Source organism: Cedecea sp. P7760 (genome assembly GCF_013386425.1).
Taxonomy (GTDB): domain Bacteria; phylum Pseudomonadota; class Gammaproteobacteria; order Enterobacterales; family Enterobacteriaceae; genus Cedecea; species Cedecea selenatireducens.
The window spans coordinates 1-13,152 of the sequence record NZ_JACARU010000067.1; the positions used below are offsets into that span (position 1 = coordinate 1).

Annotated in this window: 14 protein-coding genes; 3 read left to right on the forward strand and 11 right to left on the reverse strand. The window is 54.8% G+C overall.

The features are described 5' to 3' along the window. Positions 1-307 precede the first annotated feature (307 nt). From metQ to leuC, 7 genes are all read right to left on the reverse strand, one after another. The gene (metQ, locus tag HX778_RS20925) at positions 308-1,132 is read right to left on the reverse strand and encodes a methionine ABC transporter substrate-binding lipoprotein MetQ (protein WP_038472369.1); all 825 of its coding nucleotides are present in this window, start codon (positions 1,130-1,132) and stop codon (positions 308-310) included. Positions 1,133-1,305: 173 nt separating this feature from the next. Then, positions 1,306-2,028 carry a CDP-diacylglycerol diphosphatase gene (locus HX778_RS20930; protein WP_176982974.1) on the reverse strand — a complete coding sequence of 241 codons (723 nt, stop codon included), beginning with the start codon at positions 2,026-2,028 and terminating at the stop codon, positions 1,306-1,308. A gap of 94 nt (positions 2,029-2,122) precedes the next feature. Next, the gene (locus HX778_RS20935; RefSeq protein WP_038472367.1) at positions 2,123-2,449 is read right to left on the reverse strand and encodes a hypothetical protein; all 327 of its coding nucleotides are present in this window, start codon (positions 2,447-2,449) and stop codon (positions 2,123-2,125) included. Between the two features lie 170 nt (positions 2,450-2,619). Continuing rightward, on the reverse strand, positions 2,620-3,567 hold the full coding sequence (locus tag HX778_RS20940) for a LysR substrate-binding domain-containing protein (RefSeq protein WP_176982964.1): 948 nt from the start codon (positions 3,565-3,567) through the stop codon (positions 2,620-2,622). A gap of 20 nt (positions 3,568-3,587) precedes the next feature. Continuing rightward, a complete protein-coding gene (locus HX778_RS20945) occupies positions 3,588-4,511 on the reverse strand; it encodes an alpha/beta fold hydrolase (protein WP_176982965.1) in 924 nt (307 codons plus the stop codon). 6 nt (positions 4,512-4,517) lie between these two features. Beyond that, positions 4,518-5,132, reverse strand: coding sequence for a 3-isopropylmalate dehydratase small subunit (gene leuD / locus HX778_RS20950; RefSeq protein ID WP_176982966.1), 615 nt, complete (start codon positions 5,130-5,132; stop codon positions 4,518-4,520). Then, on the reverse strand, positions 5,133-6,557 hold the full coding sequence (gene leuC / locus HX778_RS20955) for a 3-isopropylmalate dehydratase large subunit (RefSeq protein ID WP_176982967.1): 1,425 nt from the start codon (positions 6,555-6,557) through the stop codon (positions 5,133-5,135). A 333-nt stretch (positions 6,558-6,890) separates the two neighbouring features. On the opposite strand from leuC, the gene HX778_RS20960 reads away from it, so the two are divergent. Next, entirely contained in the window at positions 6,891-8,186 is a 1,296-nt protein-coding gene (locus tag HX778_RS20960) for a glycoside hydrolase family 10 protein (RefSeq protein ID WP_176982968.1), read from the forward strand. Positions 8,187-8,237: 51 nt separating this feature from the next. Here the strand turns inward: HX778_RS20960 and HX778_RS20965 are convergent, their stop codons facing one another. The 3 genes from HX778_RS20965 to HX778_RS20975 all read right to left on the reverse strand — a co-directional run bounded on the left by HX778_RS20965 (position 8,238) and on the right by HX778_RS20975 (position 9,901). Further along, a complete protein-coding gene (locus HX778_RS20965) occupies positions 8,238-8,798 on the reverse strand; it encodes an RNA polymerase sigma factor (protein ID WP_038482593.1) in 561 nt (186 codons plus the stop codon). A 5-nt stretch (positions 8,799-8,803) separates the two neighbouring features. Then, positions 8,804-9,256: a hypothetical protein gene (locus tag HX778_RS20970; RefSeq protein WP_176982969.1), complete on the reverse strand. Its 453-nt coding sequence runs from the start codon at positions 9,254-9,256 to the stop codon at positions 8,804-8,806. A gap of 90 nt (positions 9,257-9,346) precedes the next feature. Then, on the reverse strand, positions 9,347-9,901 hold the full coding sequence (locus HX778_RS20975) for an NAD(P)H-dependent oxidoreductase (protein ID WP_176982970.1): 555 nt from the start codon (positions 9,899-9,901) through the stop codon (positions 9,347-9,349). Positions 9,902-10,005: 104 nt separating this feature from the next. On the opposite strand from HX778_RS20975, the gene HX778_RS20980 reads away from it, so the two are divergent. Together HX778_RS20980 and HX778_RS20985 are read left to right on the forward strand one after the other, a co-directional pair. Next, on the forward strand, positions 10,006-10,878 hold the full coding sequence (locus HX778_RS20980; protein WP_255483463.1) for a LysR family transcriptional regulator: 873 nt from the start codon (positions 10,006-10,008) through the stop codon (positions 10,876-10,878). Between the two features lie 199 nt (positions 10,879-11,077). Continuing rightward, complete coding sequence (locus HX778_RS20985; RefSeq protein ID WP_176982972.1) at positions 11,078-11,926, forward strand: LysR family transcriptional regulator; 849 nt, start codon at positions 11,078-11,080, stop codon at positions 11,924-11,926. Here the strand turns inward: HX778_RS20985 and HX778_RS20990 are convergent. Then, the gene (locus tag HX778_RS20990; RefSeq protein ID WP_176982973.1) at positions 11,909-13,084 is read right to left on the reverse strand and encodes a YbfB/YjiJ family MFS transporter; all 1,176 of its coding nucleotides are present in this window, start codon (positions 13,082-13,084) and stop codon (positions 11,909-11,911) included. The genes HX778_RS20985 and HX778_RS20990 overlap by 18 nt on opposite strands. Between the last annotated feature and the right edge of the window lie 68 nt (positions 13,085-13,152).

Consider the following 13,152-nt stretch of genomic DNA (forward strand, 5'->3'; position numbering starts at 1 on the left):
ATTCTATGTCTTTAATTACATGCTCGTAACATGTTCTTAAAATAAAAGAACGTAAATGAGATCGGGGATGCTGGAGGATATGGAGTGTCTGAGGTTATTTTAGTCAATCATCAGGTGAAGTTTGACCCTGGCTGCAATGCCCTTTCATCGATGAACGCGCCTGAGCGAAAAATTACTCTGCCCTGTTCTTCATCACGTTGTTTTAGCGTACTGCTATTGCATCATGGTGAGGTTATCACCATAAAAAATTTCATGATATTCATCTTGAGTGCTTAGGATCCCGAATATCGGGATCCTGACATAGCATTTACCACCCTTTTACGGCATCACCGTGATAAATCTTATCAGCGGCGGCGGCCACTTCATCGGTCTGGTATGCCTTCACAAGGTTTTTCACATTTTCGCTGTCTTTATTATCTTCCCTGGCAACGATAATGTTCACGTAGGGCGAGTTTTTATCTTCAACAAACAGGCCATTTTTTGCGGGAGTCAGCCCAATCTGGCTTGAATAGTTGGTATTGATAATCGCGAGATCGATTTTATCATCATCAATAGCTCGGGTAAGTTGAGCCGCTTCTACCTCAACAATTTTCAGCTGCTTAGGGTTTTCGACGATATCGAGAGAGGTTGGCAGCAGCCCGACGTTATCCTTGAGCTTGATAAGTCCCTGCGTCTGGAGCAGCAGCAGCGAGCGGCCAAGGTTTGTTGGATCATTGGGTACGGCCACCTGTGCCCCATTCTTCAGCTCTGATACGGCTTTAATTTTGCGGGAATAACCGGCGATAGGATAAACAAAAGTATTGCCCACGGCGGCCAGCTTATAGCCACGTTCTTTTATTTGCTTATCCAGATAAGGGCCGTGCTGGAAGGAGTTAGCGTCGATATCGCCGCTGCTCAGCGCAGAGTTAGGCAGCACATAGTCGGTGAAGGTCACCACTTCTACGTCAAGATTGTATTTTTCTTTGGCGACCTTTTTGACGGTATCCCAAAGGGGTTGATCGATACCTGCGCTGATGCCTACTTTAATATGGTTCGCGTCCTGCTTAGGCCCACAGCCTGCAAGCAGCATAACCCCTGCCATTGAAGCAGCCAGCAGAGAAATTTTTACAGTATGTTTTATCGCCGAGCGCATAAATTACGTCTTCCTTAAACCAATAAAAATAACAAATTTGAAATTACCCACCGTTCAGGTGCGGCCGGAAGAGTTTTTCAAACTGCACTAATACTGGCAAATAAGAAAAAGACATAACCTATGTATAAAAAAGTCTGAGGTCGTGTACATTGCCGATAGCGGGGACGCAATATTTAATCACTGCTTCGCGACGGCAAAATAGCACACTCTTTATCCAGCAATGCTTCCACCGAGGCACGATTATTACGGTCCCAGCCCCGCTTAGTGGTAAGCAAAATAAACCCTTTTTGCTTACCGTAGGTTGTGGGAATGACGGCCACGCCCCACTCCGCCAGCTGTTCAGGCGTTAAATGGAAATGACTCGCGACGCTGTTAATCGGGTCAATTCCCATCACGGTCGGCTGCATCACCCGCCGCGCGTACCAGGTGTAACGCAGGAGCTTATCGGGCAACTGTTGCCATTCTTCCGTTATAAAGGGGCGTTCTGCCAGCATTTGACGCCTGACGTCCTCACGCAGACAAGTCAGGTGGATATGCAGCTGATTTTGGCTACGACCGTAGGCCGAGTTAATGGCCAGGCCTAGCCTGTCGTCCGGCACAGGGGCTCCGTACTGGTACGCCAAAAGACGGCGCATAAGCCAGGCGTAGCCAAAGTAATCCGTGCGGCCTTCTGCCGCCAGTTCCGGGCTTTCAATGCCGCTCAACTTCTCCGTGGGCACCAGAATAAAATGATAGGGATAACGCGGGTTCTGGATAACGCTAAAACCGTGAGCCTTCCCCTCCGGCATGTAGATCTGTTGGCAAGGTGCCGGACTGCTCGTTTGCTGATAGTTGGTCATGCATACCTTATCGACCACGCCCCACAGCGCGTCGGAGCGGGCACAGCCCACCAGCATGAATATTCCCAGAAGTAAAAACCCACGACAAAGGCTGGCGGAAACCGGCGTGGTTATTACATTTGTGCGCATTAGATAAGCGTCAGCAAATTTGTTACTCCCGGGCTGGCTCTATTTTATCCAGATGAATGCTTAGGTTAAGCACGCGGAATTTACAGAAGACTCTCAACCCCAGCCATGAAATAAAACCGAAAAATAAGACCAAAAATAACGTAACAATAATGCTAATAAGTGGGCCTGCCACCAGGGCGGAAAAACCGTACACCTGCTGCCCGTTCAGCATTACGCCGTTAAATCCTAAAAAGCCCATGATCCCGCTGATCAGGCCAAGTATGGTCATGGGTATAGATAAACCGATACCAAAAATTTTAAGAAGGCTGACAAGAGGCACCCGCTTGACCTGTAATGACGTTTTACTCAATTTTTATCTCTCCTGTTTTTCACGCAACGCCGCGAATTATTACCAGGGAAATCATAGCGTTTTATAGCAATAAAAACAGCCCGATGAATGGATCTTTCAGGTTTAACGCCTGGTCTATCTCAGCTCATCGATGCATCTGGACGGGGATCTCTCGCATTCTGGCGTTGAAATTATTTAGCCATGCCTGACGCTTCCACCGGCGGAAACTGTTGAAAATAGTCCACCAGAAAATCGATACAGACTTTTAGCTTCGCCGAACCGCTGGTGCGGTTGGAATACACCGCCCAGATATTCGCGGCCTGGTACCACTCCGGCAAAACCTGCACCAGCTCGCCGCGGGCAATATAGTGCTGCACTTCCCACTGCGAGCGCAGAATAATTCCGTGCCCTTTCAACGCCCATTTCAGGACTACGCTGCCGTTATTGGATGAGAGCTGGCTACTGACGTGGGTCTGCTGAGTTTCTATGCCATTGGTTAACGGCCATACGCCGAATTGCGAGCTGCGTTCCTGAATCACCAGGCATTTATGGTGCCGGAGATCGGCTATCTGCTGCGGCGTGCCGTGCTGTGTGAGGTAGTCCGCGGAGGCGCAAAGTACACGCTGGTTAGCAGAGAGCTGGCGGGTGATATACAGATCTTTAATATCGTCGCCGACGCGAATTTCAACGTCAACGCCCTCTTCTATCAAATCAACGACCCTGTCGGTCAGCGTCAGCTTAATGTTTAACGCCGGATAACGTTCCGCCAGCGCCGACAGTGCATCGGGCATATAGGTTGAGCCAAAACCAAACGAACAGCTCATCTGGATATTACCCTCAAGGGTCTCTCTCCAGGCGGCAAGCCCCGAAACAAAATCGCCCATGCTCTCCAGAACTGACAGTGCCCCCGTCATCGCCTTATGGCCGTCTGCCGTTAAATGAATGGCGCGTGCGCTGCGGTGAAACAGCCGCATACCGAGGCTTTTTTCCAGTAGAGCAATGCGTTTACTGACGTAAGACGGTGAGAGCCCCAGCTCCGCCGCCGCGTTGGCAAAGCTTTCTTTGCGAACCACGGTGACAAACACGTTCAGGTCTTCAATAAGCGGCCACGGGGCGCGCGGATTTTCATTGGGGCTCATCGTTATGCCATCGTCTGGAGTCAGGTTAAGAACGGCATGATAGCGCCGAGCAGCGCATCAGGACACTCTTCTTGTGGGCTGTGTCCGCAAGGCATAGCTTTGCCGCGCACGTCCAGCGCCTTTTCCTGCCACGTTGCGATGACATCGTAAAGCTGGCCCACGGTGCCTTTCTCCCCCCAAAGCACCAGCAAAGGGCTGGTGATGCGCAGATGCTTATTGGCGTCGTCATCCTCAAGGTCGAGGGTGGCCGAGGCGCGGTAATCCTCACATATAGCCCGTAGCGTATCGGCACTCTGATAACAACGCAGATATTCGGCGAACACCTCCGGTTCCGTAGCGCCGGGCGTTTTAAGCTGGCCATCGATGTGCTTACGCAGGAAAAATGCCGGATCTGCGGCGATCATTTTCTCCGGCATCGGCGCAGGCTGGATCAGGAAGAACCACCAGAAATAGCGGGTGGCAAACGTCTTGTCGGTCAGCGCATACATGGTTGCCGTCGGGGCGATGTCAATAAAGATACTGCGTTTAACCTGCTCAGGATAATCCAGCGCCAGACGATGCCCAACGCGAGCCCCCCGGTCGTGCCCCATAAAAGCAAAGCCTGCATGACACCCCAGCCGTGCCACCAGCAGAACGATATCTTTCGCCATCTCACGCTTGGAATAGCTGCGGTGATCTTCGTCGCTGGCGGGTTTAGCGCTGTCTCCGTAGCCGCGAATATCCGGCATGATGACGGTAAAATGCCGTGCCAGAACCGGCGCAATTTTACGCCAGGTGACGTGGTTTTGCGGGTGACCGTGCAGTAAAACCAGCGGTTCGCCCTGGCCTCCTACGGCGGCGCGAAGTGAAATACCGTTATCCAGCGTCACGTCCATTAACTGGAAACCAGGAATAAAAGGAGACTCTCCCCGGTCACAAACAAAGTCAGCGTTATCTTTCATCATTGAATGTTAGTCCTGGGTCAGTAGCCACGGATGCGCTGCAAAGTGGCGCTGTTCGAACTCCCGAATCTCCTGCTGGTATTGCATCGTATAGCTAATGGCATCATGGCCTTCCAGCAGCATATGCTTTTTCAGCTCATCGACCGTAAAGGCAAGATGATTCTCCCCCATGCTAATCTGCTGCTGAGCAAGATCGACAATAATGCGGTTGGTCTCCGGGTTGCCTGCGGCCTGCGCCAGTTGGTCAATATCCGCCGTCGGCAGCGTCAGGGTCAGCACGCCGTTACGCTGGCAGTTATCGTTAAAAATACCGGCAAAACTGGTGCCGATAAGCGCGCGGATGCCAAGCTGACGTAATCCCCACACCGCATGTTCGCGGCTGGAGCCACAGCCAAAGTTAGGGCCGACAATAAGAAACTGAGCGCCCTGCCATGCGGGTTTGTTAAGGATAAAATCCGGGTTCGGCGAGCCATCAGTCTGGAAACGCTGGTCAAAGAAAACGCCCCGGTCCAGGTTGTTGCGGTCAATGCCCTTCAGGAACTGCTTCGGCATGATCACATCGGTATCAATGTTGGCTGCCATCATCGGCGCGGCCACGCCGGTCACACGGTTAAAGGGTTCCATTTACGCTTCCCCCTGAAGTAAAAACGGACGGACATCCGTCAGATGGCCTGCCACTGCCGCCGCCGCGACCATCGCCGGGCTCATTAAGTGGGTTCTTGCCCCGGCCCCCTGTCGCCCCGCGAAGTTACGGTTTGTGCTCGAAGCGCAGCGGTCGCCCGGTTGCAGCACGTCCTCGTTCATGGCGAGGCACATTGAGCAGCCTGACTGTCGCCACTCAAAACCTGCGTCGATAAAGATTTTGGCTAATCCTTCCTGTTCGGCACGCGCACGAACCTGTGTTGACCCCGGCACGATAATACCTCTTACACCCGGCGCGATTTTCCTGTGACGCAGCACCTGCGCCACGGCCCTGAGATCTTCAATACGCCCGTTAGTACAGGAACCAATAAATGCATGGGTAATGGGGATCTGGCAGAGCGGCGTGCCGGGCGTAAGGCCCATATAGCTCAGCGCATTTTCAACGTCACGGCGTTTTGCCGCTGTGGGCTCAGCGGCGGGATCGGGCACCAGGTCCGTAATACTTCCGCCCTGGTCCGGGCTAGTGCCCCAGGTCACGCGAGGCGTTAAGTTCGCGCAGTCGAGCACGACTTCTTTATCGAAGACCGCGTCGGCATCGCTGCGCAGCGTGCGCCAGTACTTGAGCGCCAGCTCCCACATCTCGCCTTTAGGCACGCGAGGTGCTGGTTTGATATAGGCATAAACTTTCTCATCCGGCGCCATAAAAGCGCCGCGCGCCCCGGCTTCAACCGCCATATTACAAATGGTCATGCGCCCTTCCACGCTCAGCGCGTCAATCGCGCTGCCGCAAAACTCAATGGCAAAACCTGTCGCGCCATCTGCGCCTATTTCGGCGATAAGCAGCATCACAATGTCTTTCGCCGTCGCGGCAAACGGCAGCTCACCGTTCACCGTCACGCGCAGCGTTTTTAGCTTTTTGTAAGCCAGCGTCTGAGTCGCCAGCATATGTTCTATTTCTGAGGTGCCGATGCCGAATCCAAACGCGCCGAAGGCGCCGTAGGTTGTGGTATGGCTGTCGCCTGCGGCAATCACCATGCCCGGCAGGACGATCCCCTGCTCGTGCGCAACCACGTGCTCGATACCCTGCCGGGGGTCCATAACGTCAAACAGTTCGAGGCCAAAATCACGGCTGTTGGACTCAAAGTAGCGAACCTGAAGCTCACCGCCAGGGTCAGTCATCTCTGGCGTGCGCTCGGGCCGTGTCGGGTTAACGTGGTCGACGTTGAGCAGAATACTCTTTGGCTGCCAGACCTGACGATTAGCGTCACGCAGGCCGCTAAAGGCCTGTGGGCTGGTGTATTCATTGAGGATAGAGCGGTCGATATACAGCAGGACATTGCCCTGATCGTCCAGAGGGCGGATGACGTGGGTATCGATGATTTTATCGTACAGCGTTTTAGGCTTCATTACGGGTCACCTTGCTTCTCTACAGCAAAAAATAACGGCGTGCGGGCACGCAGATAAAAAATGAACAATCAACGAAGGGATAGTAGCAATCGGGCGATTAAGCTGTCAGCAAAGGCATGGTGCACAATCGTAATAGGATAAAACACGAAATGTGTTCTATTTATTGTGATGATAAATAAGGATTTTGATCGTAAGCAAGGTTAGTCAGGGTCTGCTTTACTTAACGGCGTTAGAGATTGACTTGATATTGAATAGTAAGAAAATGCAAGTCATCTAACGATCGGCAAAAATCTGGAGCACATCATCGCCTCTTCACGCCGCTTTCTCTCTGTTATGAAGATTAAAAAGCCTGCTGCCATGCTTGCCGCCGCGCTGTTTCTTGCCAGCTGCGCCTCTAAACCGCCGGTTTCTCTGGTGACGCCCTTTCCATCGGGTAAGCCGAATGTCCCGCAGCCTGCGCAGAACAATCAGCCAATGCGTGGCGTCTGGCTGGCAACGGTTTCCCGGCTGGACTGGCCGCCGGTTTCTTCCGTTAACGGCAGTAGCGCATCGGGGCGCATTAACCAACAGCAGCAGGCCTTGAAAGACAAGCTGGATAAGCTGAAGTCGCTCGGGATTAACACCGTGTTCTTCCAGGTTAAACCTGACGGTACCGCCCTTTGGCATTCAAAAATATTGCCGTGGTCAGATATGCTGACGGGCAACATTGGCGAAGATCCCGGTTACGACCCGTTGCAGTTTATGCTCGACGAAGCGCACAAACGCGGCATGAAGGTGCACGCATGGTTTAACCCCTACCGCGTTTCCACGAACACCACGCCCGGCACTGTTGCAGCATTGAACCGCACGCTTTCTCTCCAGCCCGCCAGCGTCTTTGTGCTGCACCGTGACTGGATAAGAACCTCTGGCGACCGCTTCGTACTCGACCCCGGTATTCCGGAAGTCCGTGACTGGATAACCAGCATCGTCGCCGAAGTCGTTTCAACGTATGCCATCGACGGCGTGCAGTTTGATGATTACTTCTATACCGAATCCCCGGGCTCCACGCTTAACGATAATCAAACCTACAGAACTTACGGCCAGGGCTACGCGTCGAAAGCCGACTGGCGGCGGCATAATACCCAACTGCTGATTGAGCAGGTTTCCCGCACTATCAGGCAGCTAAAACCCGGCGTTGAGTTTGGCGTCAGCCCCGCTGGCGTATGGCGCAATATTTCCCACGATCCCGCCGGGTCGCAGACTCGCGGCGCGGCGGCCTATGACGAGTCGTTTGCGGATACACGGCTTTGGGTACAAAAAGGCCTGCTGGACTATATCGCCCCGCAGATCTACTGGCCCTTCTCGCGCAGCGCTGCACGCTATGACGTGCTGGCGAAATGGTGGGCGGACGTCGTGAAGCCGACCCATACGCGCCTCTATATTGGCATTGCGCTGTACAAAGTCGGGGAACCTTCAAAGAATGAGCCTGACTGGACGGTTAACGGCGGCGTTCCAGAGCTGAAAAAGCAGCTCGATTTGAACGAATCCCTGCCGCACATTAACGGCACAATCCTGTTCAGGGAAAACTACCTGAACCAGCCACAGACCCGGCAGGCGGTGAATTACATCAAGGAGCGTTGGGGGGAATGATTGGCTAAAAAAAGCCGGATCGCCCGTCCCTGGGCAGATCCGGGGGCTGTGTCAGTGACCAGCCAGGTCGTCATACAAGTTGCGCAGCCGGGTGCGCAGATACAGAACGGCTTTGTGTTTGCGGGAGAGCAGCGCCTGCACGGTGTCGCCGCTCTCGCCAGCAAGGTCTTTTACGCTATAGTCTTGCAGCTCGGTTTTGATAAATACGTCCCGCTGAGCCGGAGGCAGCTCGGACAGCGCCGTTTCCAGCTCTTCCCATAGCAACTGCTTCAGGTATTCGTCCTCCGGCGTTTGCGGAGTGCCAAAAAGCGTTTCGGCCAGCTCATCTTCCGGATAATCATCCTCGTCTTCGCCACCGAACCAGCCTGCCAGAGGCAGCTCGCGCTTTTTCCTCGCCCGGTCGGTCATTTCGTTGCGGGCGGCGCGGAACAGCCAGGCGGCGACGTTCTCCACCGGCTGCTCCACTTTCATCAGCTGGTAGCTGACCTCCTGCAGGATATCGTCGGCATCTTCACGCCTCGCCGTTCGCCCGCGAATAAAAGCTTTAAGTCGGGTCCGGCAGCCGTTCAGCGCTGTCACCAGCAGAGATTCCCCTGCCATTCCGGCTTTCATCGGCGTCACTCAGCGTCCGGTTTTATGGCGCTGTTTTCTTCCGGCGATGGCTGCTGCGGACGTGGATCCATTCTTTCATCCCCGCGAGCATGCCAGCCGCAGCGGTCACGATGGCCAAAACCAAACTTCTCGCGGCGATGTTGCATGAACTCTTCGCGCTGCTCCGGCGTCATTTGCATCCAGCGTTCGTGCATGCGGCGACGGGCTTTACCAAACATGCCGGGACGGAAGCCCAGGCCACCGAACAGGATCCGGCATAGCGCCAGCAGGCCTAAAGATTGCCAAAAACCGATGGCCTTAACGCCCAGCAGCCCCGGTAACACCGCATTCCATAGCGTCATTACGACCAGGCCGAGCACAACAAAAAGCGCCACGCACAGCAAAATTGGTTTGCCCATTCTGTGGCCACAGAATCCGCGGCGATGATGGTCATGTCGGTGCATATCAAAATCTCTCATTATGTTTACCTCGTTACGGTTACAGATAATCACTGGTGATGAGGTAGACGAATCAGCGTGAGAAATATTGCTAAAAAAAATGAAAAATCCTCAAATTTTTTCCTCACGCCACAGATGAAGGGCCATAACGTACTCTTCGGCCTTTGCTTTCAGGCCCACGGGCTCAAGCTTATCGGCAGTGTAGACCACAAACGGTGAACGCCAGATGAGACCACAGCGATGTGCGGTGGCACGAAGTGGAGCCAGCAGTGATTCAATGGTAAAGAGATTGCGCCCATCGGGCCGGTAAGACTCTTCAACGTTGCCTGCGGTCACCGCCACAAACAGCGGCGTCCCTTCCAGCTTTTGCCCTTCCTCTTCGTAATTCAGGTAGAACATTCTGGTCAGTACCGCGTCCTGCCACTGGCGCATAATCGCGGGCATGGAGTACCAGTGAATCGGGAATTGCAGCACAATGCGGTCGGCACTCAGCAGCCTTGCGGCTTCACGCTCGCCGTCGCGGTAAATGTCGATGCCTTCAGGATACAGTGCCTGGATATCGACCACTTCAACGTTATCCAGGTTTGCCGCCTCCTTCCCCAGCGCGGCGTTGGCGTTTGAGCGGGACAGGTCCGGGTGGAACAGCAGGATCAGGGTTTTGTGCATGATGTCGTCTCCTTGGATTGATGAGACGAGAATGGCGAGGCCTGAGAAATTACTCCAACAGATAATAGAGATAATCTATTATCTATGACATGAATTTAAGAACGTTGGATCTCAACCTCCTGGTCGTGCTGGACGCCCTGCTCGACGAAGCGCACGTCACCCGCGCTGCGGACAGGCTGTGCCTGTCGCAGTCGGCCACTTCTGCCGCGCTTGCCCGCTGCCGCGACCTTTTCCACGATGAGCTTCTCGAACGTGGGCGAGGAACCATGAGGCTAACGCCTTTGGCCCAGTCCCTGCGCGCGCCGCTGAAATCTGTCCTGGGCGGCATCACCGAGCTTATCGACCCTCCGGCGATTCCACTGCACCAAATTAGCCAGAAGCTGCGGATCACCATGGCGGATTATCCGGCGCTATTCGTGCTGGTGCCGCTGATGCAAAAGCTACAGCTGTCGGCCCCGGGCATTGATCCTGTCGTGCAGGCGTGGAGCGGCGCTGAGCAGGCGGAAATCGCGCTGCTGAACGGCACGACGGACATCGCCATTTCCGTTTTTCCCCAGCCCGCAGCGGACATCCACAGCGAGCTGCTGATGAATGAGCATTATGTAGTGGCGATGCGGGAAGGCCATCCGGCGGCAGAAGAGTTTGACCTCCATCGTTGGCTGGCATTTCCACATGTCATTACCTCCGGCAAAGGTGAAAGCGTAACGCCCGTTGATGCTGAACTTGCCAGGCATGGGTTAAGCCGCCGGGTCGGCCTGGTATTGCCTAATTTCCAGATGGTGCCGCAGCTGCTGGCCGCATCAGATCTGCTGGCGCTGCTGCCCTCCCGCGTAATGCCCTTCACTCAGGGGCTTGTTGCCTTCCCCTCACCGCTAAAACTGGCAGGGTTTTCGCTGCACCTGGCCTGGCACAAGCGCCGTAGCCAGGATATCGCCCTGCAGCATGTCGCCGCTATCCTGATGGCGCTGTTAAAATAGGGGGTACTCTACAGCCCCGCCTCGCGCACCAGCGTTCGCAGTAATTCAGCTGGCCGCGCGGCCGGAGATAGCATGAGTCATGTCCGCGCCGGGTGGAGACGCCCGCCATGGGGGCCTGTATGATGGAAGAGATTGATGGCTTAACATCTTATTTGAAGATGTTAAGATCAAGATTATTGTCATATTGAGAATTAAAAATATGAACCACACCACACTGCAGATGTTCAAAATCGTCGCCGAAGAGCAAAGCGTGACCAAAGCGGCGAAAAAGCTTGGCCGCGTGCAGTCGAACATCACCACCCGCATTCAGCAGCTGGAAGAAGAGCTTGGCGTGGCCCTGTTCATGCGCGACAGCAAAAAAATGACGCTTTCGCCGGAGGGGGTAAGCTTCCTCTCCTATGCCCAAAAAATTCTTAGCCTGGCCGAAGAAGCCAGGCAGGCGCTGCACCCGGGTAAGCCCGCTGGCGTACTGAAAATCGGTTCAATGGAGGCGACGGCCGCTAGCCGCCTGATGCCGGTCTTTCAGCAGTTTCACGGTCAGTGTCCGGAGGTCAGTCTGAGCTTAAAGACCTTGTCGACACAGCAGCTGCTGGAGCGCGTTCGCAATGCCTCGCTGGACTGTGCCCTGGTGAGCCTGCTGCCTGACGCGGAAGGCATTATCGAATGCCCTCCGGATCTCGAATTCGTTAACGTTTTTAACGAAAGCCTGGTTTTGCTCACGCCAGCTTCCGTCAGCCACGACGAAGTTCGTCTTGCCGCTTTCCCTAAAGGCTGTTCTTACCGTGCACGCGGCGAAGCTTTGCTCAACACCCAGGCCGTCGTTGAGGTGCAGGACGTCAGTTCTTACCATTCGATGGTCGCCAACCTTGCCGCCGGGCGCTGCAGCTGCGTGCTGCCGGAAAGCGTGGCCGCAACCCTTGTCCTGCCGCAGGACACCCGGCAGCAGTTTGTAACGCAGGCCCTCACCCAGCTGGTCTGGCGTAAGGGTTACAGCTCCCCCGCGCTGGAGGCAATGAAGCAGGTACTTGCCTCAGCCAGTAACCTTTGAACGCCCTGCCATCACCAGCCCACCGGCCAGCAGCAGCGCGCTGGTGGCCGCCATCAGCGATCCGCTAAAACTGCCGGTAATACCGTAAAGTTCCCCGGCGACCAGCGGGCCAATAATCTGCCCGATGCCATAAATAGCGGTCATTGCCGCAATCATATTGAAGCGGACAAGGTGTGCCAGCCTTTTGGCTTCCGGCAAAGCAATGGTGACCGTGCCGGTAAAGGTAAAGCCCACCAGCAGAGCGCTCAACAGGCAAAACAGCAGCGACTGGCTAAAAGCCGGAAGTACCACGCCAGCGGCCTGCACCAGAAGATTCGCGGTAAACGCGCGGCGATAGCCGTACTTCTGCACGACCTTGTGCCAGACAAAACAGGACGGCACGGCGGCCAGGCCAAAGATAGCCCAAAGCTGCACCGGATCCAGCGAGCTAAGCTGTCCGGAGAGAAAAAGCGGCAAATAGGTGGCGGTAATGATGTAGCCAAATCCGGCCAGGCCGTAAATAGCCAGCAGCCGCCAGGCGTCTCTCACTGGCCCTTTGACTTGCTCAATCTGGCCCACCGCCTGGGGCTGGTAGTCCACCAGGTAATCCGGCGGGCTGAGCAACAGCCGAAACACCAGCATAAAAAGCAGCAGCGCGGTAATGCCGCACATCAGCCAAATCTGTTGGCTGGAATAGCCGTACGCCTTGCCGAGCGCGATAAATTCGGCGGACAAAAAGATCCCCAGCCCTACGCCGGAATAGAGTACCGGCGCGCCGTGGTGGTGTTTCATGTGCTGCAGGAGCCACAGCGAAGCAGCAATAAGCGACACCGCGCTTAACAGCCCGGCAAAGCCGCGCACCGCCACAACCGCCCACGGCGATCTCGTCCATGCCAGCAGAAGCAGGCAGCCAATCGTTAACCCCACGGAGACCATGTTTAATCGCCGGGCATCGCCAGGCTTCGCCTTTGCCAGCAGCAGCGCCCCTAAAAGATAACCTGCGTAATTAGCCGAGGCGGCCAGGTTCCCCTGGTGCAGCGACAGCAGCCCTTCTTTCAGCATCACCGGCAGGATCCCGGTATAGGAAAAACGCCCGTAGCCCATGCCGATAGCCAGCACGACCGCGCCCGCAAGCGCCAGCAGCAGCGCGCGTATTTCTGGCCTGAAATGCATTGTCATGACGCCTCACCTTTAAATCTCATAATGGAAATGTTTTTTTTGTTTAAATCTTATTTTGAGATTAATGG